Below are 25,817 nucleotides of genomic sequence, written 5' to 3'. Positions count from 1 at the left end.
TATATTTTTCATTCACGTCAATAGAAATAAAAGATGTAAAACACCTTTTATTACATTATTTTTATATTTTATTTAATTATAATTAGTTCAGGTTCAGCACGTTCAGAAAGCCATTCCGCACCATTTTCAGTAATGACAATATTTTCTTCATGAACCATTGATTTACCAGGGGCGTAAACCATCCCCGGTTCTAAAGTCATTACCATTCCAGGTTTTAATAATGTATTGTCTGTTGCCGTATTTGATGGACGTTCAGTTAATTCCATTCCTAAACCATGGCCTAAACGACCAACGTCATTACCTAATGCACCATTAGCTTCTAGTACTGACCACATTGCATTATAAATATCTGATGTTGTCGCGCCTGGTTTAACCGCTTCAAATCCTTTGGTTGTTGCATCATATACAGCACGATAAGCTGCTTTAGTTTGCTCACTTGCAGAACCAAAAGCCCAGTTACGATCAAAATCAGAGAAATAACCATCGCGTACTGCACCAGTATCAATAATCAGTACATCACCATCTTCAATAACACGATCAGTTGGTCCCATAATAATGCTGTCATAGCCATCGGGGCCTGAGCCAGCAATAATATATGGGCATTCATCAGCACCTTCCATCAACATATCAATACGGAAACGTTTACAAATTTCACGTTCTGTCATTCCTGATTTAGCATATTCAGGAACCTTGGCAAAACCAACATTCGTAATACGACAAATTTCCTTTACCTTTGCAATTTCAGCTGCAGATTTAACTTGACGAATTTCATGCATCGGCAATGATGCATCAACAAATGTTTTTTTCACTAATGTCGTTAACTTAAGGTAATTATTAACAGGCATACGTAGATGAGATTCAATACCTAATGTCGCACCAACACGACCAAAACGACAAGGTAATGAATTTAAAAAGCTGGCAACAAGGCTAATTCCATCATCTTCTGGTCGAGGCGATGGCCAAGTAATAATATTATCAATCCAAGTCCCCGCCATACCACTTGCACCTATCTCTGGAATGATAGCAGTAGGCTTACCTTCAGCAGGAATAATTAAGAACCAAGGACGAGTTGGGCTATGCCAAAATTGAGTATGAAAACCTGTAAAATAACGAACATTTGGCTCTGTGGTTAATAGCATTGCATCTAATTTCAACTCACGCATAATCTGCTGCGCTTTCATTGTACGTTGTTCAAATTCCGCGACTTCAAAACCACGCATTAAATAGTCGTTCATTACCTTATTCCCTATTACATTCAGTCTTTTTAATTACAACTTGTCTATACAAGTTGCAATAAAGTTAACGATTGTTGACGTTGATAAGGAGTTTACGTATTTAAATGCAAAATAATGTGACCAAACCACCATAGTTAACTTTTGTGACCTTAAGTTTTGACTTTTGAATTAAATTGGTGATAAAAGTCAACTTTTGTAAACTTTAATGATTAAAATTATTGCCTATAGTCTAAAAATAGCTTCTTATAGTTCACGAATTTAGATTTTAGAGTTGATATAGACTCTTCTTTACATCAAACTTAAGTCAACTTAAGTTAACCAAAGTGCGTAATGATGAATAAAAAAACAGCAAATTCACAAGTAACAATATTTAGTGAAAGAGACAAAGAAATTTTATGTTCTTATTTTCGACTCGCCGATACGATTGCTGATTTTATTGGGCCTCATAGTGAGGTTGTTATTCATTCATTCGAACATATTGAAAAATCAGTCGTTAAAATTGTGAACGGTCATCATACAGGAAGAAAACTGGGTTCGCCGTTAACAGATTTAGGATTGAGAATGCTCAGCGCATTTGAAAAAACAGGTGAAGTAACACCAAAAAGCTACTTTACTCAAAGTAAAGATGGCGCTTTACTTAAATCAACAACATGCATGTTGATGGGAGAAAATGAAAAACCTATTGGTATGTTCTGTATCAATATGAACCTATCTTTTCCTTTCCCTGAAATAATAAAAACACTTATGCCTGATATGAATCACCCCAATATTACTGTGAGTGAAAATTTCAGTGCGAGTGCTAATGATGTTATTGATCATGCTTTAGAACACGCCATTATTGATGTTGAAAACGATACCTCTATAAATCTAAAAACAAAGAATAAAACGATAACGAAAATATTGTTTGAAAATGGCATCTTTGAATTAAAAGAAGCAACAGCAATAGTTTCAGAACGATTAGGTATAACTCGACACGCTATTTATAAATATTTGCGTGAGTTTAAATCATAAAAAGAGATAAATAATGAAAACTCAAATACACACAGATTCAGCGCCTGCAGCAATTGGTCCATATTCTCAAGCATTAGCATTTCAAAACATTGTGTTTACTTCAGGTCAATTACCTCTTGATCCTGCGACAATGACATTTGCAGAAGGTGGCATTAAAGCACAAGCTCGCCAATCTCTAACGAATTTAAAAGCGATTTTAGAACAATCAGGTGCATCAATGGATAGCGTATTAAAAACAACATGCTTCCTTTCTGATATGGAAAATTTTGCTGCATTCAATGAAGTCTATACTGAATTTTTTGGCACAGAAATGGCACCAGCTCGCTCATGTATCGAAGCTGCCCGGTTACCTAAAGATGCTCTTGTTGAAGTAGAAGCAATTGCTTTTATTAATAAGTAAGCATTTATAAAGGCAAATAGAACCCGCCATTTGCCTCTTTCTTCTACGTATTTATTATAAAGTGAACGCCATGCTAAACGTATCAGCTAACCGACATTATAACGGTAATAAAAGTGTTTTATTTACTCAGAAAATAGCTCAAGAAACACGTGCTTTTCATCAACAAATTGAAGGCTACAGTCCAACACCATTAGTTTCATTGCCTCACTTGGCTGCTTATCTTGGTGTTAAAGCGATCCTAATAAAAGATGAATCAAAACGCTTTGGTTTAAATGCTTTTAAAGTACTTGGTGGATCTTATGCATTAGGTCGTGTTTTAGCTGAACATTTAAATATTAATATTAATGAAATTGATTTAAAAACAGTCGCTAATAAATTAAAGCAGCCATTAGTATTTACAACTGCAACAGCAGGAAATCATGGAACAGGAGTTGCTTGGGCCGCTAGGGAAATGGGGCAAAAAGCGGTTGTTTATATGCCAAAAGGCTCCCCCCAAGCAAGTGTTGAACGTATTCAAGGATTAGGTGCTGAATGCATCGTTACAGATGTTAATTACGACGATACAGTGCGTTTAGCCAATAAAACAGCTGAAGATAATGGTTGGATGCTGGTTCAAGATACAGCTTGGGATGGTTATGAACAAATTCCCACTTGGATTTCTCAAGGTTACATGACAATGGCAGATGAAGCGATTGATCAGGCGGAGAATGCCAACGAAGGCTTACCAACTCATGTCATGCTGCAAGCCGGTGTTGGTGCAATGGCGGGGGGAATATTAGGTTACTTAGTGGATCGTTTAGGCTCCGAAAATATAAAAACGATTATTGGTGAACCATCAGCCGCTGATTGCATTTACCGTTCAGGGAACAAGGGTGAAATGGTTAATGTAACAGGGGATCTATCTTCTATTATGGCAGGTCTTGCTTGTGGCGAGCCCAATCCAATAACATGGCCAATTTTACGAGATAGTAGTCATACATTTATCTCAGCAGAAGACAGTATTACTGCTTTAGGTATGCGTATTTTAGGTAACCCACTACAAGGTGATAACTGCATTGTTAGTGGTGAATCTGGCGCATTATCAATGGGTATTCTTTATCAATTAATGACAACAGAATCAGGAAAAACTGAAGCTAAAAAAATGGGCTTAAATAAAGATGCTGTGGTTATGATCTTTAGCACTGAAGGTGACACCAATCCAATCCGTTATCGCCGTATTGTTTGGGAAGGTTGTAATATCTAATCAATAACATCAATAAATAAAAAACCCTCTAACCTATAAGCTAGAGGGATTCTTTTTTTAGCGTAAAGCCATCATTGCTGCTTCATAATTAGGTTCATGTTTAATCTCAGCAACGCGTTCACTGTAAGTCACTTGACCATCTTCATTTAAAATAATCACAGCACGCGCAGCTAAACCTTTTAATGGCCCTTCATTAATATTTACACCGTATGCTTGGGTAAACTGAGGCTCACGGAAAAATGACGCTGTTTTAACATTTTCAAGCCCTTCTGCAGCACAGAAACGACTTGCAGCAAATGGAAGATCGGCTGAAATACAAACTACAACCGTATTATCAACATCCGCCGCCATTTTATTAAACGCGCGTACACTCATCGCACAAATAGGCGTATCAACACTTGGGAATATATTTAAAACAACCTTCTTTCCTTTAAGTGAACTCAGTGTCAAATCACCAAGATCTGCACCACAAAGTGTAAACTCTGGTGCGGGTTGTCCTGCTTGTGGGAATTGACCTAATACTGATAATTTTTTGCCTTCAACAGTTACTGACATAACATTCACCTTTTTATTCTTTTAAATTATTTTTGTATTTAAAGAGCCAAAATATACTGTGCTACTTTTATCGATATAACAACCATTAAAAATTAAATACATACGTCAAAGGGATGTTTATAATGACGGATAACGTATAACCCACAAATAAAAAGTGGCTTTATTGTTAATAACAAAAAGATAACTCAATGATAAAAAACAAGAAAATATTATAAATTCAATACATGGACAAAGATAACTATCAAAAGTAAAGAGAATGATAACTATTATTAAAACAGAAATATTATATTTAGTTTACGCTGTTAATAAACATTAATTTTCACTCATCCTCTTAGCGTAACGTTCTAAACATAATCAATAAAGACTAGAGACTAAATATAATGAAAATCAGCGATAATACGAAAAAAAACGCGATATGGCTGGTATCGAGCCTTATTTTGATCAATATAATAGTGTGGGTAATTGCTGTACTTGCCTTCTATCAACACCCTGCAATGCTTGGTATGTCGCTATTAGCATGGTCCTTAGGTTTACGCCATGCTGTAGATGCTGATCATATCGCAGCAATTGATACCACCACTCGAAAAATGATGGAACAAGGTAAAAAACCCATCACCATTGGTACTTTTTTCTCGCTAGGCCATTCAACTATTGTAATGCTAGCCGCGGCAGCCATTGCGTTAACCGTTGGTACATTTAAGTCAAAAATCCCTTTTATCAGCGATATTGGCGGCATTATAGGTACTAGCGTTTCTATTTTATTTTTATTAATTATGGCCTATATCAACCTTAGAATTTTTCTTTCAGTCTATAAAAAATTCAATGCTTATAAACAAGGTATTCGCCCAACAGATGCGGATTTAAATATTCAATTAACCGGTCCATTAAATAAACTTTTCCATTTTTCATTCAAATTTATCAATAAAAGCTGGCACATGTATTTTATCGGTTTTCTGTTTGGCTTAGGCTTTGATACCGCTACTGAAATCACCTTATTAGCACTATCAGCAACCAATGCCTCTCAAGGAATGAATATCTGGTTAATTATGATCTTCCCGGTCTTATTTACTGTCGGCATGTCGTTAATTGATACTCTTGATAACCTAGTAATGCTTGGCGCCTATGGCTGGGCATTCTCAAAACCATCACGTAAGCTTTACTACAACATGACCATTACAGGTATTTCTGTGATCGTGGCATTGATCATTGGTGGCTTAGAAGCATTAAGCGCCATTGCATCAAGTTTAAAATTAAGCGGCTCGTTTTGGGATGGCATTAATACCATGACCGATCATTTTGGTATCGTCGGTATTGGAGTCATTGCGATATTTATTGGCTGTTGGATACTGTCTATTATTAATTATAAGCTACGCAGTTACGATAAACTTGATCAACCAATTTAACCTATTAAATTAAAAATAAGAGGCCGTATTTTTAATGGCCTCTTATCTAAACCTAATAATAGAATTTCTCTCAACTTAGATATTTTCACTTCAAAATACCGCTTCACTATCATAATCAAAAATATCTCGATTTATTTATCATATAAAAACAATAACTTAATACAGAAAAGAACAAACAAGATGACAATGATTATCATTTAGCTTGAAATCAACCACCAAAGGTGTATTATTTATACATCTTTTAAAGCGTTAGCGGAGCGTACTTATGAGCCATTTAAGAATTCCTAAAAATTGGACAATTCAACGGTCAACAGCATTTTTTACTAAGGACAATGTACCGCCAGTACTCTTGTCACATCACAACACGGCTAAAGATGTCTTTGGTCAACTCTGTGTAATGGAAGGGCAAGTGGTTTATTACGGCTTTGCTAATAGCACCGCAACAGAACCAGAAGTGCGTGTAGAAATAAATGCAGGTCAATTTGCCACCAGTCCACCTCAATATTGGCACCGTATTGAATTATCGGATGATGCTCAATTTAATATTAATTTTTGGTCTGATGCAGATAAGAAAAACGAAGTCTTATTTTCAGGTAAAAAATAGAGAAATAAGTATATGCAGAAAGCTCTCATTATATGTATTGAAGGCAATATTGGCTCAGGTAAATCGACTTTATTACCTAAACTCGCAGCAATGCTACAAGCCGTCACTATTTTAGAGCCCGTAGATACAGATCCAGAATTTCAACGATTACTAGGATTATTTAGCTGTGATCCATCAAATGTTAATGCTCGCAATAACTTTCAGTATTACATAACAACGCAACGATCTAATTTATTAAAAAACTTAAATCCTAATAAACGTTACGTTATTGAACGATCTTTATTAAGTGATCTCGTATTTACTCATGCTTGCATGTCAAACTACGAAAATACCGTTGAAGATGCCGCCAAACATATGGATTGCTATAAACATTTAATTGCTAAAATCCACGACTACCCAACAATCGATTATTGTATTTATTTAAAAACCAAACCTGAAATTGCTTATCAACGAATGCGAAAAAGAGCTCGCCCTGAAGAAATGACCTTATCATTACGTTATTTGACTGATCTGAGTGCATTTCATGACGCCGTATTACCTCAAGCTTGTCATAAAATGGGAACGACATTAATCGAAGTTGATTGGGATAATCCAAATGCGATGGATTTACTAAGAGTTAAATTATCTGGCTTGAATTTAGAATAATTATATTATGAAGATTAAGTAATATAAAATTAAGAAATACATCTATTATTATCCTTCTCCCGATTTCATGTAATAACTATTATATGAAATCGGAGCTACTGCCTTTAACCTCAATTCATCGCGTAAAATTCAAAAATATACCCACCAGAAAAATCACTATAAAAGCAGAAATTTAATTTACCTTCATGATTAGTCACCTCACATGATCATTAGAATATAAAAATAACCAGAAGCTCACTTCATACTTAAAAAATTATTAACGCTTATTGGGATTTTATCTATATTCCAACAAACTACCGACCATCTCCTTTTACCACGTCAATCATTACAAAATAGTAATAATCTTTTTCATTTTAACGTTATTGTTTTGTTTTTGGTAATTGTTAATATACCTCCATCGAAACGCAAACAGCGTTGACAAACAATTATAAATATAAGGTTATACGACTCATGAAAACAGTTATTAAAGCAATTATCGCTACTTCTTACACTGCATCTGCACGTGATGGCGCATTCACAGGTAATGTTAGTTTCAACAACAAAGCTAATAACACTGTGGTTGCAAGACATTATGCGGTAAATGGTACTACTGACAAATCACATTCAGGTATTGTCATCACAAACAAAAACACTCAGATGACGTTTGCAGAAAAACTACTCTCTGCAGCGGATAAGTAATAGTTTTGCAGTAGGAAATTACACTTCACGTACAATTCTATTATTACTTATAAGTAAAAGTGTTTTGGTTTTATATTTATTGTTACCAAAATAACAAGGTGTAAAATAATCATATCGACACCAATCATAACCACTAAGTTCGATATGGCATATTACATCATCAGTCGTTTATAACATGACATCAAATAAATTCAGACTTATGGCTATCGCGGTAAGTCATTATAAATTAATCAATAATTATCGGAGCTTTACTATGAGCAATGTATTTTACATGCCACCTGTCACCTTAATGGGTCCTAATGCAATTCAATCTCTAGGTGCTGAATTAGCGTCAAAAGAATTGAAAAAAGCACTTATCGTTACTGATGGTGTGTTAGTTGAAGTGGGTCTGGTTAGTAAGCTAACAGATGAGCTAACAACACATAACCTTGATTACGTTATCTATGATGGTGTGCAACCTAATCCAACAGAGAAAAATATCGAAGATGGTCTTGCCCTATTGGCTGAAAGCAAAGCAGACTTCGTGATTTCATTTGGTGGTGGTTCATCACACGATACAGCAAAAGGTATTGCGTTAGTTGCAGCTAACGGGGGTCATATTCGTGATTACTCTAAAGGTGTTCACTTATCGAAAAAACCACAACTGCCATTGGTAACAGTGAATACAACAGCGGGTACGGCATCAGAAATGACAGTATTTGCGATCATCACTAACCAACAAGATCAAACTAAATACCCAGTAGTTGATAAGCACTTCACCCCTATTATTGCCGTTAACGATTCAGAACTAATGGTCGCAATGCCTAAGTTCCTAACCGCAACCACAGGTATGGACGCATTAACTCACGCTGTTGAAGCCTATGTTTCAACCGCTGCAACACCAATCACGGATGCATCAGCCATCAAAGCGATTGAGTTGATTGTTAATAACTTAGAAACAGTAGTAAGTAACGGTCAAGACCGTGCAGCTCGTGATGCAATGCAGTACGGTGAGTACTTAGCGGGAATGGCATTCTCAAATGCTTCTCTCGGTTACGTGCACTCAATGGCGCACCAATTAGGTGGTGTTTACGACCTGTCACACGGCCTATGTAACGCTATTCTACTTGCTGAAGTGTCACGCTTTAATGCTAAACAAGTACCTGAGCGTTTTGTTGATATCGCCAAAGCAATGGGGATTGATACGGCAACGATGACACAAGAGCAAGCGGTTAACGCAGCCCTTGAAGCAATTGATGGTTTATCAGCAGCAGTTGGTACTAAACAACGTTTAGCAGATCTTGGTGTTACAGAAGATAAGCTCGCATTTATGGCACAAAACGCCCTAAACGATGCATGTTCTTTAACTAACCCGCGCAAAGCTAGCCAAGAAGAAATCGTTAATATCTTTAAAGCACGGATGTAATTATTCTGACTATCAGTGATTACAGGCTTTAATAAACAAAAGACCACTGATTTATGATTAGTGGTCTTTTTATATTATTAATTTTCTTAAATGATTATTTTCCCAAGCTAATACCTTACATATTGTTATCCTTTATAAATTAGAAGTATATTTCCCTCACATACACGCCAAAAAAAATAACACCAACCAAAAACATACAAATATTAAATATATTATTTTTTAAAAGTAATATATTTAATATTTCATTTCAAATCGCCAGCCATCATTTTTAATAAAATTGAAAACAAACATTTAATTAATAGTAAACAAATAACCATACCAACGCTTACAAATAAATTGTAACATTGTTATATATAGAATAAATAAAGGTTTAAAAACAATTATAAAAAAATCCACATCCAGTTTCATATAATTATATTTTGTATTTTATAAGGATATTTTCACGATGAATACTTTAAAAAAAATAAACTTCCAAATAATTCCTGTTCAAATTTTTCTTTTCGCCTTTTGGTTTAAAAATGGATTTATTGATAAGTTTTTTGGTGTAACCATTGCAGCATTCAACCCAACAGAGTCCAATAAAGGCGACTCATGGGCTGGGTGGGAATCATATATAACAGGAGGCTGGAATAAATCAGAGGTAGCACACACACTGTTTACTCCTGCATATGACATTTTATTTCCAGTCATAATTTTTCTTCAATGTTTACCTGCTGTTATGATTATAATTGCTATACTAAAATGTGAGTTTATGCATAATGAAAATAATGACTTCACAAAACGAGCAGCGACTACATCACTATTCGTAACCAGTGTTTTACTCTTTAGTCAAACCATTGCGGGATCATCTGATGGCCAGTATCTATGGCAATTATTAGGTCTAGGTATGGTTTTAATTATGTATATAAAAGCGATTAACAAATCATAAGATTGATTTAAAGCCTCTACTATAGGGGCTATTTTAAATATAATAACTAACGCTTAGTTGTAAACAATCTTATTATAAACCGTTTAACCTAATAAATATTTATTCAGATTATATAAATTAATTACTATATAAGAATATTAACTTGTATTTATTTAATAAAAAAAGCCTACTAATTTTAGTATCAACAGGCTTTAAGTCTTCTAATATTAATACTCAATATTTATTTAACTAAACAGAAACTACTGTGTCATTACTTCAAAATTACTGATCCCAAAAATACCTTTCACATCATGATCACCAAGCTGTTTATTCATTTCCTCAAAGGTACGCTCAGGATTGAGATCGTTAAATAATTCAGGGCGAATCCATTTAGCGAAATATTCAAGAGCAACAAGATTATAAGGCGAGTTGTAAAACGGTTTATAGACAGCGTAAACATCCTTAGTTTGGAATGCTTTGGTTGCTTTTAACCAATCACGAGACATCAGCAATTTAGTTTGATCTGTTATAGCCTGAGTGTTCATTGCATAACCTAATGGAATGCCATGGGTCGCTTTACCTGTTTTCTTCTCAATCCACCCTGCTGACTGCATAATATAAACATCCGTATTGGCGGTAATGATTGTTTCCGGTGACATTACTCCTTTATGTGCCCCTTTTAATGGCTTTGTTGCAATATTTTCAGCTTTTAATAGAGTAATAAAATCACTCATATTGCCACCAGAATAGGTATCACAGCAAGATTCAAAGGTATAGCCTGCTGCCGTTTCAAGAAAGACATTTTTTGATTTAATTTCAGGATGTTGTGCAATTACATCCTTAATATGGTTTAAGTGTTTAAGGTAATAATCAGAGAAGGCTTGACCTCGTTGCTGCTGGCCTAATGCAGTTGCAACAGTGGTCACTGAGTTTAAAGTATTGGCAATAGTTTTTTCACGGAAATCAGCAGTGATCACCTGAATACCTGCCGCATCTAGCTTGTTAATCAATCCCGTTGACTGGGCTTTTTTAGCACTATCTAAACCAATAATCAGCACATCAGGTTTAGGTTTCATGTTAATAAAGGCTTCAGCATCAAATTGCCCTTTACTGATTTTACCAATGCTATGTGCCTTCGCTAACGACGGATAACGTTTAAGGTAAAGATCATACATGCTAGGGGCTGAATTTTTCATATCATCACGCATTGCGACTAAATGCTTACCAGCGTCTTTACCGTAAACGATTTCTAATAATGGAAAGTTACGGGCTGTGCCCAGTGCAATATACTCAGGTTGATGATCTAACGTAATCGCGCGACCAGTAATATCGGTGACCGTCATTGGATAATCTGCGGCAAAGGTAGAGCAAGAAACAATAGCGCCAAGAGCTATAGTTAACGTCTTTAAGCGAGTTTTCATAATAAAACCTTTTGAGAGTTAGAAGTCGTAACGAATACCAATCATTTCTTGTACGTCGTTCTTTATAGTGTCGACATTAATGGCGGCATAGGTTCTAAACTGACGATTCCACCTTGCGGTAATATCAACATTGGCCGCACGAGTGTCATTCGCATTCTCAAAATTCAATTCACCAAATCCGATAGTCGCGGTATATATTGAACTGAATTTATACGCAGCGACAACATCATAACCGTTACCCGTTTCACCCTTAACCTTCTGTTTAGTATACAAAGTACCAAGATATAATTTATTTAATTGATAACCTAATCCAATATCAAATTGTTGTTTTGATTGCCGTTGAACTTTAGTTTGCTTGGCAAAACCGATCGCAGTAGTGAATCCAGTATCGCCGATTGTTTGAGATCCGGCGACAGAGAAACCATGATCAAAATCACCTTTTACTTTACCTTCAGCTCCAGCATAGTTTGCGCTTAAAGTGGTTCCGAAGTCGTTGGTATAAGTAGTAGCAATACTGTTAGCGATACGCTTACCAACTTTAAATTTGTCAGCGGCAATCGCACCATAGAACGCTTGAATATCGGTAATATCTGTAACAACACTCATAGCACCATCTGTCTTACCATATACAAGAGTTGCATAGCCATTATCTAAAGCGGCTTTAATACCAACATATAAGTGACGTGTTTTTTCTGATTCAGCTTTAAATTCTTGTTCAAAAACACCAATACCGTTAATAGTATCTGTTAGTTTCGTCTCACCCGAAATCTTAACTCTCGCTCGACTTAAATCGCTAATATCATGATCTGCATTTTCAGATCGCGCTTCAATTCGACCACCAATATTTAATTTTGAATCGTCTGTTTTATAAATAGTTGCCGCATTTATGGTGCCACTTGCTGTTGCCAGACATAACAACCCCAGAGCAAGTTTATTGTTATTAATCAAAAATCACCTCAGTCAATTAAGCATCATTTGATGTTACCTTTCGGTAAAAGAGAATGAGAATAATAATCATTTAATAATAGTTGTCAAATTTTGTTCGCCTTTTTTTATTCTTTAAAAGGATATTTATTCACTAGAGGAATGAACATTTAACGAATTTCAATCGCATAATTTTATACATTTAAACACTGGGGGCACATTCGTATCGTTAGCACTAACAGTAAGAATTACATCATCCACCAGCGAATATTTGATGGCAAATACGCCACAAAAAAGGCGAAATAATAATATGGCAGAATTACTAATAACCCCATAGCTTAAAATTATTTAATTCAATAAGATAGTTCTGATAATTTGAATATTAACTGATAAAAAAAACCAGATAGTCACTAGAATGAGCGTTAATAAACGCTGTTATTTTAAGAAGAGAAACGGGAAATGAAATCGAAGAGAAGGACTGCCTCGTAAGCTAATTGTTCAGGATTAACTTAACGAGGCACAAGATTTTCGTAGCCAAACAAATTTATTATGAATCATAAGGCTTAACAATATCGGTTGTTTTATTTTGTGGCATTGGCCTCATAATCTACGTTTTTTTATAAAAAAAATCCGAACACTCCATTGAGTTGTTCGGATTTTAATCATATAAAATCAATATCTAATCTAAATTTATTACGCTTTTGCAGCGTGTTTATCTAAATATTCTAAGACAAGTTTACGATCAGCTGCATTTAAACCCGCACGAGGGAACATACTTTGTGTGATCCCTTCCCACTGTGCACGAGTATGTGCTGATGGATTAGGTGCCGCATGACACATAGTACAACTTGCATAGAAAATTTCTTGACCACGACTGATCTTTGGTGCTTTTTTACCTGCATTTGCTTTATGAAGTAATGCAATACGACCATCGATATTAAGATCAACCATAGGTAAAATAGAACCATCATTTGGTCCTGTTGGTTGTTCGATCATTGGTGGTTCATAGGCTTTATTTGGTGAACATGGATCGGTACATTTTTTATAATATGCTAAACAAGTATTCGCACTTGTACCTTGGCTTAGTCCGCCACATGATTGATCCGATGTAATAATATTAATCTGACCACTATTACAACGACCTAATTTATCAAGTTGCATCCATGCGCCTTCATGTAGACATGCTACGCCTCGACGAACTTCTTTTGATAATTTAGCACCACACAGTAATGCACCACGATCATTGTGTAACTCAACCAAATCACCGTCTTTAATGCCTTGAGCATGCGCATCTTGATCGTTAATCAATAAGTACTGACGTCCATCAACACACTCATAACTATTGGTATCTGCGTTTGCCATTTGTGAGTGTAAACGCATCCAAGGATGTGGGCTCAAAATATGCAATTGCCCTTCTTTAGCATTACCTAAAAACTCGAACGGTTGCATATAAGTCGGTACTGGTGGGCAGTCATCCAACTTCATTTTAGCGATAGATTCACTGTATAGTTCGATTTTACCTGATGGCGTATGTAATGGGTGTTTCTCTGGATCATCATAGAATGCACCATGACGTTGCCAGTAATCTGCTTTTTCTGGGGTTGGCATAACAGTAACGCCATCTTTCCAGAATTCATCAAACGGTTTAATTTTCGCAGCAGTTGATGACTCATAAGCTGTTTTCAGCAACGTCATCATATCTTTACCCGTAGTATATTTATCTTCTACGTGGAAAATCTTCGCTAAACGGCGGAAAATCTCATAGTCATCTAGACTTTCACCATAAGGTTCAATCACTTGCTGCATAGCATAAACTTTATTATTACTGTATGTGCCACCAGAAGTAATATCGACCCGCTCTAAAGCACTGGTTGCTGGTAAAACAATATCAGCAAATCGCGCTGACGCACACCACCATGTATCTTGACAAACATAAGTCTCAACTTTGTCATTCATTGCTTTGATTAAAGCATTAAGATTTTGTTGGTGTGAGAACAGGTTATTACCTGAGTTGTATACCATTGATATATCAGGGAATTTTAAAGTTTGACCATTATAAGTAAATGACTTACCAGGATTACGTAACATTTCAGACTGAAGTACAACCGGACAACCTGCAGAAATAGGATTAAAGCCTTGACCTAATGTTACAGGTAATGATGCACCTGATTGTGGCATACCGCCGTTACCATAGTGCCAGCTAAAACCAAAACCTTCGCCAGGTTTACCAATTTTACCCGCCATTGCTGCAAAGTTAATAATCGACCAGTGGATCATCTCACCGTGATCAGCTCGTTGAACGGCCCAACCTGCTGCAATTTGGGTTTTTTTAGATTTAAATAATACGGCTAACTTTTTAATTTCATCAGCGGGAATACCCGTAATTTTAGCTGCCCACTCAGGTGTTTTAGCTACGCCATCTTGTTTACCTAATAAGTAATCAAGATATTGCTCATAACCTACAGTATATTTTTTCAAATATTCAAGATCTGCTAATTTTTGATCTTGTAAATGGAAAGCCATCGCATTAAATAGTGCAGTGTCAGTACCTGGAATAATTGATACCCATTCACTGTCTAAATTATGATCGGTCGTGGTACGTTTAGGGTTAATGGAAATAAACTTAATCCCTTTTTGTTTCCATTTAAGCCAATGGCTTTGCATTTGATGATCAGCAACACGGAATTCAACACGGTTGGTTTTCCAAGGATCACTACCCACTAACACAAATACTTCAGTGTTTTCTTCAATAACAGGCCAAGCTGTTTGTGGTGAATATACTTCCATATCACCGACAATGTGCGGCAAAATAACGGTTGAAGCACCCGCAGAATAGTCACCGATAGTGGTGCTACAACCACCAATTAAATTAAAGAAACGACCTTGAACAACAGGTGGGCGTAATAAGCCTGTATTTGACCAACCATCATAAGATGAGTCAAAAATACCTTGGTTACCTTTGTTTTCAATTGTGTGCAGAATAGCACTGGCTGTTAATTGTAATGCAGTGTCCCAACTTACTCTAACAAACGGTTCTTTACCGCGTAATTCAGGTTTTGTGTCACCACCTAAATTTTCTAAATATGATTTACGCACCATTGGATATTGGATACGTGTTTTATTGTAAGTTCGGCTTAATAAACCTTCTAATAACATTTCAGTTGGCAGTGGATCAATTTCTTTACGAGGTTGAATACCAACTAATTTACCGTCTTTTACTACACCATAGAAAGGTCCCCAGTGGCTTGCACTAGGAATTAAAATTGTATCATCAGCAAATGCAAAGTTAGCGGGGAATAGTGTTAAACCATTTGCTGCAATAGCCGTGGCGATAGCTGATTTTAGAAAGTTACGACGAGAAATAGGCATAATATCTCCAATTGCCATTTATATTCTAAGCGCCTTGAAAATAATGACATTAAACGCATTGAACTCAATACTTATTAATGACAATAAATTACTTGCCGTCAATCATACTTATTAACAATGCATAATCTATCAAATATTTTTAATAGCTTTATTATTTTATTTATATATGTGGATATATCATGAATACTACGCTTTATTTCAATTTAAAATAAATCTTAAAATAACAAACACTGATTCTATAAATGGATTCATAATCAATACAATTTTTGATATTGATTATGATTTGAATATTAAAAAGAGGAATAAAAAAATCCCACGGTAGTTAACCGTAGGATTTGAAGAACAATAACTATAAATAATTTTTATGCTAAAAAAGCATAACTCTTTATCGAGCACCAACAGGTAGTGATTTCTCGTGTAAGAACTCACCAATTCCAGTATCTGGTGGTGTAGAGTCAGCGGCAGCACCCCACTGTTTATTTGGTGTATCACCCATCGTAAACACTAGGTCACCACCGTACATAATCTCATCATGAGTAAGATAGGTACGATTAAACGTCTTACCATTAAACGTTGCGTTTTGAATAAAGATATTTTCACGACTCACGTTCTTTGCGACCACATTAAACGACTGTCCGTTGCCCACATCAATGGAAGCAGTTTCAAACATCGGTGTACCAATTTCATAAATACTGCCTGCATTCACTGGATAGAAACCTAGCGCACGGAACACAAACCATGAAGAAAGCGTACCAAAGTCATCATTACCACAAATACCATCAGCAGTGTTGTCGTAACAAACATTAGTTGAGGCTGCAATCGCCGCTTGAGTCTTCCACGGCTGACCCACGTAGTTATACAAATAAGACACATGCAGATCAGGTTCATTACCTTGTACGTGTTGACCTACGTTACCAGTATTAAAGACAGGGAACTGGTTATCACCCGCATTACGATCTGGATATGTTGACCAATACTCATCTAAACGTGCCGCAAATAATTCGCCCTCTTTTGCTTTAGGGTTAAACTTACGATCCGCTTGAGTCATCAGATCTTTTAGACCATGAATATCATGTTGTACACTAAAGAAGTATTGCCAACCGTTTGACTCTGAGAATGCCCAGTTAAACATGTCAGGACGCCAATCTTTACCAGCATTTCCACCTGTTACAGGATCTGTCCAGTTCTTATCAATAAATTGGCCATTATTATCACGCGCTTTAAACCACCCTTTCCACGGTGTATTTGCTTCGCCACCAAAATCGAACTGTGCTTGCCAGTTATTTGAGCGATTAGCAAATTCGGTATAACGTGGATCATCTTCGCCAAACACCAAGGCAATGGATTTTGCAATCATCCAATCATTCATTGAATATTCAAGGGAATATGACGCTGTCCATGAATCTTTAAAAGGTGAGTGCTTACCGTATGAGTCCGTTTCTGTATCATGGAGCTGTGCTGGCACCCAACCATTTTTTTCATATTCTTTAATCCATGACACACCTTGGCTCGTTTTCCCGCGTGCATCCGTTACCATGGCGGTAATTAAGCGCGCTTTAATATCATTTTGATCTGCCTGACTAAAACCAAGTTCTGTCATTCGCGCATCAAGGATGCCTTTTGCCAATACATCATAAATAACCGGGGTTGAGTGCATCCCCATCATCATGCCGGTTTCATTACCTTTAAATGTCCATTCAGGTAAACGGCCTTTACGAGATTCGCTCGCAGTACCCGCCGCATCAAGAGGCGTAAATTCTTCTTCTGCATAAGAAAGCATTGATAACACAACATCCGCTAATGCATTAGGGGTAAAGATTGATGCTAGTGGTTGTACATTACGGTAAGTATCCCACAGTGAGAATGTGTCATAACGAGTAAAGTCAGCTTTACCATCATTGTTGGCATCGGCTAAACGAACATCATCCACTAATGGCGCTTCTTTACCCCAAGATGGACGACCATTTGGATAAGCATTACGACCTTGGAATGCACGGTAATATTTACCATCAATATCTGAGTGCGTTGTTTGACCTAGGAAAGCATGGTACATCGCAGTATAGAAAGTTTGCTTGTAGGTTTCATCACCTTCAACTTTTACTTTACCCAGTAATGCTTCCCACTCATTGGTGGCTTCTAAACGTACATCATCAAAGTTTTTATTATCAACTTCAGTTAGATTCAAGAACGCTCCCGTTAATGGCGCTTTATTGGTGCCATCATTACCAATCGCAGTACTTGATAACGCCAATTTTGCTTCAACGGCTAATCCTTGTTTTTCAGTATCAAATTCAACATAAGCGCGAGCATATTGATATTTACCAAACACATCACGATCATTAACCGCATCATAGGTTTGAGAGCCTTTAATTGACCCTATTTCAGTAAAGTCAGCTGGCGCATTAACGTATTGTTTGGTCTCTTTATCATAATAAGCAAAACGGACATTTTTGATCGGTTGATCAAACTCCATCACAAAATATTCTTTCTGAGAGGCTGCCCAACCATCAGATAAACGGTGGCCAATCAAACGGTTATTTTCTTTATCCCAACGAATAAAAGAATCAGAAGTGTAATCCCAGTTAAGCTTAAATCCGGTATTAACGATAATTTCAGATTTTGTATCGCGTGGGAACGTATAACGGTGCACACCAACACGATCAGACGCTGTCAGTTCAGCAGTAATGTCATAGTCAAGCAACTCAACCTTGTAGTAACCCGCGGTCGCCTGCTCATCTTTATGTTTAAAATGGGATGCTTCTAAATTGAGGGTCGCTGAACCTTCATTGATCATAAAGTCTGAACGGGAGTTAATTGGCATTACCAGAATGTCATTTAAGTCCCCAGCCCCCGCGCCAGATAAATGAGTATGAGAAAAACCACTGGTACGAGCGTCATGATAATAATAGCCAGAAATATACTCCCAGCCATTAGAGCCATTATTCGGGGACAATTGCACCATGCCATTAGGGGTAGTTGCACCAGGGTAAGTATTACCTAAATTACCAGTCCCTATAAATGGATTAACGTAGCGGGTGACATCCATGCCCGATAAATCAACCGGAATATGAACCCCCATATCAATAACTGGGTTTTCTGTACTTGGTTTATCATCACAATCACCGTCCCCAGTCGGTGGACAAACGGGCTTATCCCCTTCGTCAACAGGAGGAAGAGTGCCATCACCATCAGGGACAGTAACATTAACATCAATATTATGCGTGTCGTCATCACAAGCCGTTAAACCCAATGTAGCAGCAATAACAGCCATTGAAAGTAGGGTACGTTTGAATTTCATTTCAAATCCTTTTCTAATTTATATATTATTTTTTAACACTGTTATTAATAGTCATTAATAAAAAACCATTAGCGACCACGCTGAAATAGACAGTATTTAAGAAATAAATAAAACAATGTAATTTAAACCCACCGTTTAATTAATATTGAAACGTAAATATCAATGATGATTAAACAATGAATGATATAAAGAAACGAACAGTATTAAGAGGCAGACAAATATAATCAACTTTGTCTGCTTCAAATATAACTAATATTAATTTATTTAATTGTTGGCTTTTTATTGGTCATCACAAAGTGTAATTCGCCACCAGCCATAATTTCACTATGAGCAAAAGTATAATGATTACCCAAGGGCTTTCCATTAATAGTGACCGATTCAACATAGATATTATCAGGGCTATTATTTTCAGCCGTTATCGTAAATTGACCGTCATTAATATCAAATTTCACTTCATCAAACAGTGGTCGTCCAATAGTATAAATCGGTGCGCCAGGATTAACTTGATAGAAACCTAATGCGCCCATAATGTACCAAGCTGACATTTGACCTACATCTTCGTTACCAATTAAACCCGCTTTGGTTGGATGGAAAAATTCTTTCATTGCCTGATCGACATATTCTTGGGTTTTCCAAGGCTCTGCCGTCCAGTTATACAAGTATGGCACGTGATGATCAGGTTCATTACCCATGATAAATTGACCGATATAACCTGTCATATCCCCTTGAGAGGTATCAGCTTTATCATTTGCAGTAAATAACGCATCTAAGTTCTGTAAGAAACCTGCCTCACCGCCCATGGTTTGTTTTAAACCAGCGATATCATGCGGTGCAAACCAACTCCATTGCCATGTATTCCCTTCCGTGAAATCTTGACCACGATGCTCGGCACGGTAAGGCCAGAAAATATCAAATGATTTAGCATCATTAATATCACAACCCTCAGGTAACGGCGTAATTGGATCGCCTTGACCGTCAATGGCACATGATGGATAGTTATTTACCCATGAACCATCATGATTTTTAGGGCGCATAAATCCAGTTGCACCGTATTTAGCATATTCAGCCTTATTGAGATCAAAGTAAGGCTTATAAGCTTGTGAACGTTCTATATAACGTTGATATTGAGCATCATCACCTGCTAACTTAGCGATTTGGGCAATACACCAATCGTAGTAAGCATTTTCTAATCCGTATGACACCGATTCATTGACTAATTCATCGTATTTATCTTGGGCGATACCACCATCTTGAGGTTTTTTCTTAGCGTCCGCTGGCACATACCCGTGTTGCTCAGCATATTCACCATGACGGGTCATGACCGTAAAACGTTTATCACCATTCCACGCATCTTTATAAGGCACCCAATTTTGTGTAATAGTTAAATCAAAGTTAGCTGACACATCTGCCGCTTTAAGTGCTAATTCAAAATCTTGTTGAGTAAAAGCATCAGGGTATTTCACCATTACATCGGCAATCACAGAAACCGCAGGGTAACCGACCATTTCACCGGTGTAATCAGAATGCAATTCCCACTTAGGTAATACACCGCCAGTTTTAAATTTATTCATCAAATCATGGGCGTATTCAATTGCACGTTCTTTATCTATAATGGTTTTAAGTGGATGAGCAGCGCGGAATGTATCCCACATAGAATACACTGAATAGTTAGTAAAATCGGCATCAGCTTGATGGACTTTGCCATCCATACCACGGTATTTACCATCAACGTCTTGATACACAAACGGCGCGACATAAGTACGGTAAAGCGAAGTATAGAACATGGTCTTATCGGCTTGGGTTCCCCCTTTAATGGTGAATTTATTTAACACCTTCGCCCATTGCTGTTGGTTGTCAGCCACAACCTCATCAAAATCATAACCGTTGTCGTCAGCTTGTAAGTTGGCCATCGCACCATCAATACTGGTACCAGAGATGGCAATCTTAACCGTGATAGGCTGATCACCGTCACCAAAGTTAAGGTGGGTCACCACATCACGTACTCGATCACGTTTATCGCCGTAACCTTGATAATCGGCTAATCCAACTTCTGTTGCAGCAGTTTGCTTACCTTCAACATACGCCATGTGACCACTAAACGGTTCTGAAAACTCAGCATAAAAATATACCGTTTGCCACTGACCCCATTCATTACTGGTACGCGCCCCCGCAATAGCATTATCTGCCACTTTTTTATAATAAATACTGCGAGAGTGATTACCGTATTGTTCGAGTAACTCATGTTGTAAATCGATCTTTACTTTACGATCGGCACCCGCTGGAAAACTATAGCGCTGAAAAGCAACTCGATCCGTTGCTGTTAATTCAGCTTTAACTTTTGTTTCAATAAGATCAACCGCGTAATAACCCACTTTTGATATTTCAGTTTGCTTATCCATCGTAACAGCGGTTGAGTGAAAACCGGTATAAGGTAAGAATGCAAAATCATTAAGATCCCCTTTACCTGCACCCGAAATATGGGTGGTGCTAAATCCTGATAATTGATTTAAATAGTGATGATAATCAGATGGTGATCCTTTCCCTTCCCAATTCGTCGGATTCCAGTTATCAGGGCTTGGTTGGATCATACCTTCAGGGGTTACAGGGCTAGGATTAACATTGCCTAAACCATCCGTGCCAATCAAAGGATCAACATAGTTAAGTACCGCTAATGTTGGCAGATTATCGTTTTTATCCGTTGATGATTGGGTTGAATTATCATTATTACAGCCGACAAGACCAACAGAAAGAGCAATTGCTGCTGCGACGATTGACAGTTTAAACATGGTTTTCTATCCCTATTTTTTAATTGCACCACACTCTTACTGAGCAAGGTTGATATTATTAAAACAATTGGATCAATAAGATTAAATAAAATCACTATTCGTTTTATTTACTCAGTGTCATTTAACTTAGTTATTGACTCGCATTATTAAAAATAAAGAATTATGGCGATATAGGATAAATTACGCATTCACTGTATATTTGTAACAACACCTAATCGCTGTGAGTAGGCTCTCATTGTTATATTGCGATATTTTGACTCAATATCACAGTTTGCTATTTTTGTTTAAATATAATTAATGACCATATTTAATTTATATATTATCAAACATCATCATTATTATTTAAAGAAGACTGCGTGATATCACATAAAAAACGATTAGATAGAATAGTGCTATTAAAGTGATATTTATCCACTATTTATATTTTTAATTTAAGTAATAATTAACCCAGCGTTTAAAATATAAAATATTGTCATTATTTTCCCGAACAATGACCTTTAGCAGCATGTAGTCCCCCGCTCATGCTGCCTTTTTATTATTACGTGATGACAACCGCTCTTGTATTTATTCATCTTTTCTTCTTAACACCACATTCTAAGCACTATCAATTAATAATAATGCTGTCATTCTTCCCTTAATAAATGCAGCCAACCAGCATCAACGTACTATTACCTTTCAACACCCAACGCACAAAAATGCTAATCATTACTGAGAACATTCACCAAAAATGCAATGAGATCCTTATCACGGTTGGTTATTACGGTTACAAATGTCCTATAAAAGCGTCGTTTCTCTTCTATCTTGCTCTCTATTAACTGCTTATATTTATGCCATTACCCTAGCATTACATTATCTAACAGCAGGAGAGACATATGAGAGTTGTCGCGATTACCGCATGTCCAACAGGGATTGCACATACCTACATGGCAGCCGACAAGCTCACTGAGACAGCGAAAAAACTCGGGATCACAATAAAAGTCGAAACCCAAGGAGCAATGGGAGTAGAAAATCGCCTCACCGACCAGGATGTTGAGCGTGCTGATATTGTTATCCTCGCAGCCGATATTAATGTCGAGCAAAGTGACCGTTTTACAAAACATCGCTGTCTAGAAGTTTCTATTCAAGATGCATTGCAGCATCCACGACGTATTTTTTCTCAATGTCAGCAACTGTTGTTAGCTCACCAATAACATTAAATAAATTTAAGGCGTATTATTTATGACTCACCAATTTCAGTTTCAATGTGTATTACCTAATGGCATTCATGCGCGTCCAGCAAACCATTTAGAACAACAGTGCCGTCAGTTTGAGTGTCAAATTACGCTAACCAATCACCGCACTAACAATTCAGGTGATGCAAAAAGTGTTTTGGCATTAGTGGGTACAGATACGCTATTAAACGATAACTGTACCTTAAGCTTTGATGGTGCAGACAGTGAACAAGCATGTCAGACCCTTCAAACTTACATTGAACAACAATTTCCACATTGTGATGAAGCATTAGAAACGTTATCGGATGAGAGCGAAATCGTGTTACCGCAATCATTATTACGCCACCAGCCCCATTTGATCACCGGTAAACGTCTTGCCCCAGGTATTGGTTGTGGTGTACTCGTTGCAATGAGCCAAATTGATCCACAGCAATTTGCGACAACAACCCACGATAACAATGAAGCCCAACGTTTTGAGCAAGCACGAGCACAAGTTAGTACTCACTTAAATAACACCATTGCTAATGGTTCACACCATGAACAAGAAATCACTAGTGCGCATTTAGCCATCATTAACGACTCAAGCTTCATTGATGGCGTAACAACACTGCTAGCAACCCATTCAACGGCTAATGCTATTTTGGCAGTGATGGAAAAACTGTGTCATCAACTTGAACAGTCAGCAAGTAGTTACTTACGTGAACGCGTACTGGATATCAAAGATGTATCAATTCAACTATTAACCGCCGCTTACCCAACAGTACTTGATAACCAAGCTGAATTTTCACTCCAGCTACCAAGTATTGTGATCGCCAACGATTTAACCCCAAGTCAATTTTTAGGGCTTGATAAAGCGTTACTGCAAGGCTTGGTGTTAACCCATGCTGGTAGCACTTCACACACCGTAATTTTGGCACGTGCATTTAATATTCCAACCTTGTCAGGGATTGAAATTAAAGACTGTGCGGCGGCATTAAATCATCATGTTTATGTTGATGCTCAGTTAGGGGTACTGGCTATCGAGCCTAGCAATGAAGTTAGTGGTTACTTCGATCGTGCCATCACATTGGCGAATACACTTAAACAACAGCAAAGTCAGTATGCCCACCAGCAAGCAGCCACTCAAGATGGTCACACGATTGAGGTCGCTGCTAATATTGCCTGTTCAGTCGAAGCGGATAATGCGTTTGCACAAGGGGCTGAAGGAATTGGTCTGTTCCGCACTGAAATGCTGTTTATGGATCGCCAGCAAGCACCCGATGAAGAAGAGCAATTTAATCATTACCGTGAAGTATTAACCGCCGCCAATGGTAAACCAGTGATCATTCGTACCATGGATATTGGTGGCGATAAGCCCATTGATTACCTCGCCCTACCCCATGAAAATAACCCGTTCTTAGGTTACCGCGCGGTACGTATTTACCCGCAGTTCTTGGCACTGTTCCATACCCAATTAACCGCGATTTTACGTGCATCAGTGCATGGCAAAGCCAAAATCATGATCCCGATGATTCAAAGCATTGAAGAGATCCGTTGGGTTAAGCAACAACTAGAAATCGTTAAGCAACAACTGACAGCACAAAATATTGCTTTTGATGCTGATCTGCAACTGGGCATCATGGTTGAAATCCCATCAGTGGCATTTATTGTTGATTTATTCTGTAAAGAAGTCGATTTCTTCAGTATCGGTTCAAACGATATGACCCAATATTTATTAGCGGTTGATCGTGATAACGCCAGCGTATCAAAACTGTATAACAGCTTAGCCCCTGCTTTCCTACGCTTATTGAAGCAAGTAGTTACTACTGCGCATACTCATGGTAAATGGGTAGGCTTATGTGGTGAACTTGGCGCAGACAGTAAAGTATTACCATTATTAGTCGGTGCAGGTCTTGATGAAATAAGCATGAGTGCCCCCAAAATTGCGGCGACCAAAGCACAGTTGACCGAAATTAATTTTGCAGATAGCCAAACCTTATTTGCAGAAGCATGTGAGTGCGCCACCATTGAAGAAGTTGAAGCATTACTTGAACAACGTCATGCTCAAGCACAAGTTAAACCAATATTAGTTCAGCAATGTGTATTTAAAGCCGCCGATTTTGCTAACAAAGAAGAAGTGATCCAAGCGCTAGTTGGTAACTTGGGTATTCAAGGCCGTACAGATGAAGTGTATAAGCTTGAGGAAGATATTTGGGCACGTGAAGCCGTATTCTCTACTGGTTTAGGACATGGATTTGCAATTCCACATACGAAGTCTGACCATATTCATCATTCTAGTATCAGTATTGCGCATCTCGATAAACCGATTGATTGGATGTCAGATTCTGGTGAAGTTGATTTTGTTATCATGCTAACCCTAAACAAAGACCAAGGTGATCAACACATGCGTATCTTTGCCGGGCTTGCACGTAAACTTATTCATGAAAGTTTCCGTGACAGTTTACGTCAGGCTGAATCACCTGAAGCCATTATTGCCATTATTACTGAACAGATTGGCTTATAATTTAAACGTAAGCTTATCAATATAAAGCTCCTCTCTTGAGGGGCTTTGTCATTTTAAACCTCGATTCAAATTATCAACTCCCCTGTTCTTTCCGCTTAATACCTAAAAATGACCAAGATCTCATTTAAACATAGAGAGCGTTTATTGGTTATTTTATAGCAGCTTTTAGCTAGTTCATTCGCTCAAAATCATCAATTATTGTCATTAATAAATAATTAG

Annotated in this window: 18 protein-coding genes; 11 read left to right on the top strand and 7 right to left on the bottom strand. The window is 37.3% G+C overall.

From position 1 onward, the window contains the following. Positions 1 to 68 precede the first annotated feature (68 nt). On the bottom strand, positions 69 to 1,235 hold the full coding sequence (locus tag ACJZU6_RS16340; protein ID WP_080156480.1) for a Xaa-Pro peptidase family protein: 1,167 nt from the start codon (positions 1,233 to 1,235) through the stop codon (positions 69 to 71). Positions 1,236 to 1,568: 333 nt separating this feature from the next. Here ACJZU6_RS16340 and ACJZU6_RS16335 point away from each other — a divergent pair, with 333 nt between their 5' ends. The 3 genes from ACJZU6_RS16335 (at position 1,569) to dpaL (ending at position 3,889) form a co-directional block, all read left to right on the top strand. Then, positions 1,569 to 2,246, top strand: a complete 678-nt coding sequence (locus tag ACJZU6_RS16335) for a transcriptional regulator (RefSeq protein ID WP_080156481.1) — start codon at positions 1,569 to 1,571, stop codon at positions 2,244 to 2,246. A 13-nt stretch (positions 2,247 to 2,259) separates the two neighbouring features. Beyond that, the gene (locus tag ACJZU6_RS16330) at positions 2,260 to 2,646 is read left to right on the top strand and encodes a RidA family protein (RefSeq protein WP_163920914.1); all 387 of its coding nucleotides are present in this window, start codon (positions 2,260 to 2,262) and stop codon (positions 2,644 to 2,646) included. A gap of 70 nt (positions 2,647 to 2,716) precedes the next feature. Then, positions 2,717 to 3,889 (top strand): diaminopropionate ammonia-lyase, encoded by a 1,173-nt coding sequence (gene dpaL, locus ACJZU6_RS16325; RefSeq protein WP_408901407.1) that lies wholly within the window; start codon positions 2,717 to 2,719, stop codon positions 3,887 to 3,889. Between the two features lie 57 nt (positions 3,890 to 3,946). On the opposite strand, the gene tpx is transcribed toward dpaL, so the two are convergent. Beyond that, positions 3,947 to 4,444: a thiol peroxidase gene (gene tpx / locus ACJZU6_RS16320; protein WP_080156484.1), complete on the bottom strand. Its 498-nt coding sequence runs from the start codon at positions 4,442 to 4,444 to the stop codon at positions 3,947 to 3,949. 437 nt (positions 4,445 to 4,881) lie between these two features. Between tpx and ACJZU6_RS16315 the strand changes: the two genes are divergently transcribed. The 6 genes from ACJZU6_RS16315 (at position 4,882) to ACJZU6_RS16290 (ending at position 10,107) form a co-directional block, all read left to right on the top strand. Beyond that, the gene (locus ACJZU6_RS16315) at positions 4,882 to 5,847 is read left to right on the top strand and encodes a HoxN/HupN/NixA family nickel/cobalt transporter (protein ID WP_408901406.1); all 966 of its coding nucleotides are present in this window, start codon (positions 4,882 to 4,884) and stop codon (positions 5,845 to 5,847) included. 265 nt (positions 5,848 to 6,112) lie between these two features. Further along, complete coding sequence (locus tag ACJZU6_RS16310; protein ID WP_297482209.1) at positions 6,113 to 6,451, top strand: DUF1971 domain-containing protein; 339 nt, start codon at positions 6,113 to 6,115, stop codon at positions 6,449 to 6,451. A gap of 12 nt (positions 6,452 to 6,463) precedes the next feature. Then, a complete protein-coding gene (locus ACJZU6_RS16305; RefSeq protein ID WP_080156487.1) occupies positions 6,464 to 7,096 on the top strand; it encodes a deoxynucleoside kinase in 633 nt (210 codons plus the stop codon). Between the two features lie 450 nt (positions 7,097 to 7,546). After that, positions 7,547 to 7,774 carry a hypothetical protein gene (locus tag ACJZU6_RS16300; RefSeq protein ID WP_408901405.1) on the top strand — a complete coding sequence of 76 codons (228 nt, stop codon included), beginning with the start codon at positions 7,547 to 7,549 and terminating at the stop codon, positions 7,772 to 7,774. A 253-nt stretch (positions 7,775 to 8,027) separates the two neighbouring features. Continuing rightward, positions 8,028 to 9,179, top strand: a complete 1,152-nt coding sequence (locus ACJZU6_RS16295) for an iron-containing alcohol dehydrogenase (RefSeq protein ID WP_408901404.1) — start codon at positions 8,028 to 8,030, stop codon at positions 9,177 to 9,179. Positions 9,180 to 9,624: 445 nt separating this feature from the next. Then, a complete protein-coding gene (locus tag ACJZU6_RS16290; protein ID WP_408901403.1) occupies positions 9,625 to 10,107 on the top strand; it encodes a hypothetical protein in 483 nt (160 codons plus the stop codon). Positions 10,108 to 10,346: 239 nt separating this feature from the next. Here ACJZU6_RS16290 and ACJZU6_RS16285 read toward each other — a convergent pair whose 3' ends face one another. The 5 genes from ACJZU6_RS16285 to ACJZU6_RS16265 all read right to left on the bottom strand — a co-directional run bounded on the left by ACJZU6_RS16285 (position 10,347) and on the right by ACJZU6_RS16265 (position 21,884). Further along, positions 10,347 to 11,507 (bottom strand): ABC transporter substrate-binding protein, encoded by a 1,161-nt coding sequence (locus tag ACJZU6_RS16285; RefSeq protein WP_408901402.1) that lies wholly within the window; start codon positions 11,505 to 11,507, stop codon positions 10,347 to 10,349. Positions 11,508 to 11,525: 18 nt separating this feature from the next. Continuing rightward, the gene (locus tag ACJZU6_RS16280; protein WP_408901401.1) at positions 11,526 to 12,455 is read right to left on the bottom strand and encodes a porin; all 930 of its coding nucleotides are present in this window, start codon (positions 12,453 to 12,455) and stop codon (positions 11,526 to 11,528) included. Between the two features lie 669 nt (positions 12,456 to 13,124). Next, entirely contained in the window at positions 13,125 to 15,800 is a 2,676-nt protein-coding gene (locus ACJZU6_RS16275) for a molybdopterin-dependent oxidoreductase (protein WP_408901530.1), read from the bottom strand. Positions 15,801 to 16,185: 385 nt separating this feature from the next. Continuing rightward, positions 16,186 to 19,098, bottom strand: a complete 2,913-nt coding sequence (locus ACJZU6_RS16270; RefSeq protein ID WP_408901400.1) for a GH92 family glycosyl hydrolase — start codon at positions 19,096 to 19,098, stop codon at positions 16,186 to 16,188. Positions 19,099 to 19,358: 260 nt separating this feature from the next. Then, complete coding sequence (locus ACJZU6_RS16265; RefSeq protein WP_408901399.1) at positions 19,359 to 21,884, bottom strand: GH92 family glycosyl hydrolase; 2,526 nt, start codon at positions 21,882 to 21,884, stop codon at positions 19,359 to 19,361. 872 nt (positions 21,885 to 22,756) lie between these two features. Between ACJZU6_RS16265 and ACJZU6_RS16260 the strand changes: the two genes are divergently transcribed. Next, complete coding sequence (locus ACJZU6_RS16260) at positions 22,757 to 23,074, top strand: PTS fructose transporter subunit IIB (RefSeq protein WP_065193308.1); 318 nt, start codon at positions 22,757 to 22,759, stop codon at positions 23,072 to 23,074. Between the two features lie 28 nt (positions 23,075 to 23,102). After that, complete coding sequence (gene ptsP, locus ACJZU6_RS16255; protein ID WP_408901398.1) at positions 23,103 to 25,598, top strand: phosphoenolpyruvate--protein phosphotransferase; 2,496 nt, start codon at positions 23,103 to 23,105, stop codon at positions 25,596 to 25,598. Positions 25,599 to 25,817 lie beyond the last annotated feature (219 nt).

The sequence above is a fragment of the Photobacterium piscicola genome (assembly GCF_046058925.1).
In the GTDB taxonomy this organism is placed as follows: domain Bacteria; phylum Pseudomonadota; class Gammaproteobacteria; order Enterobacterales; family Vibrionaceae; genus Photobacterium; species Photobacterium piscicola.
The sequence above is the reverse complement of the archived record's forward strand: the minus strand, read 5'-3'. Positions and strand labels throughout refer to the sequence as shown.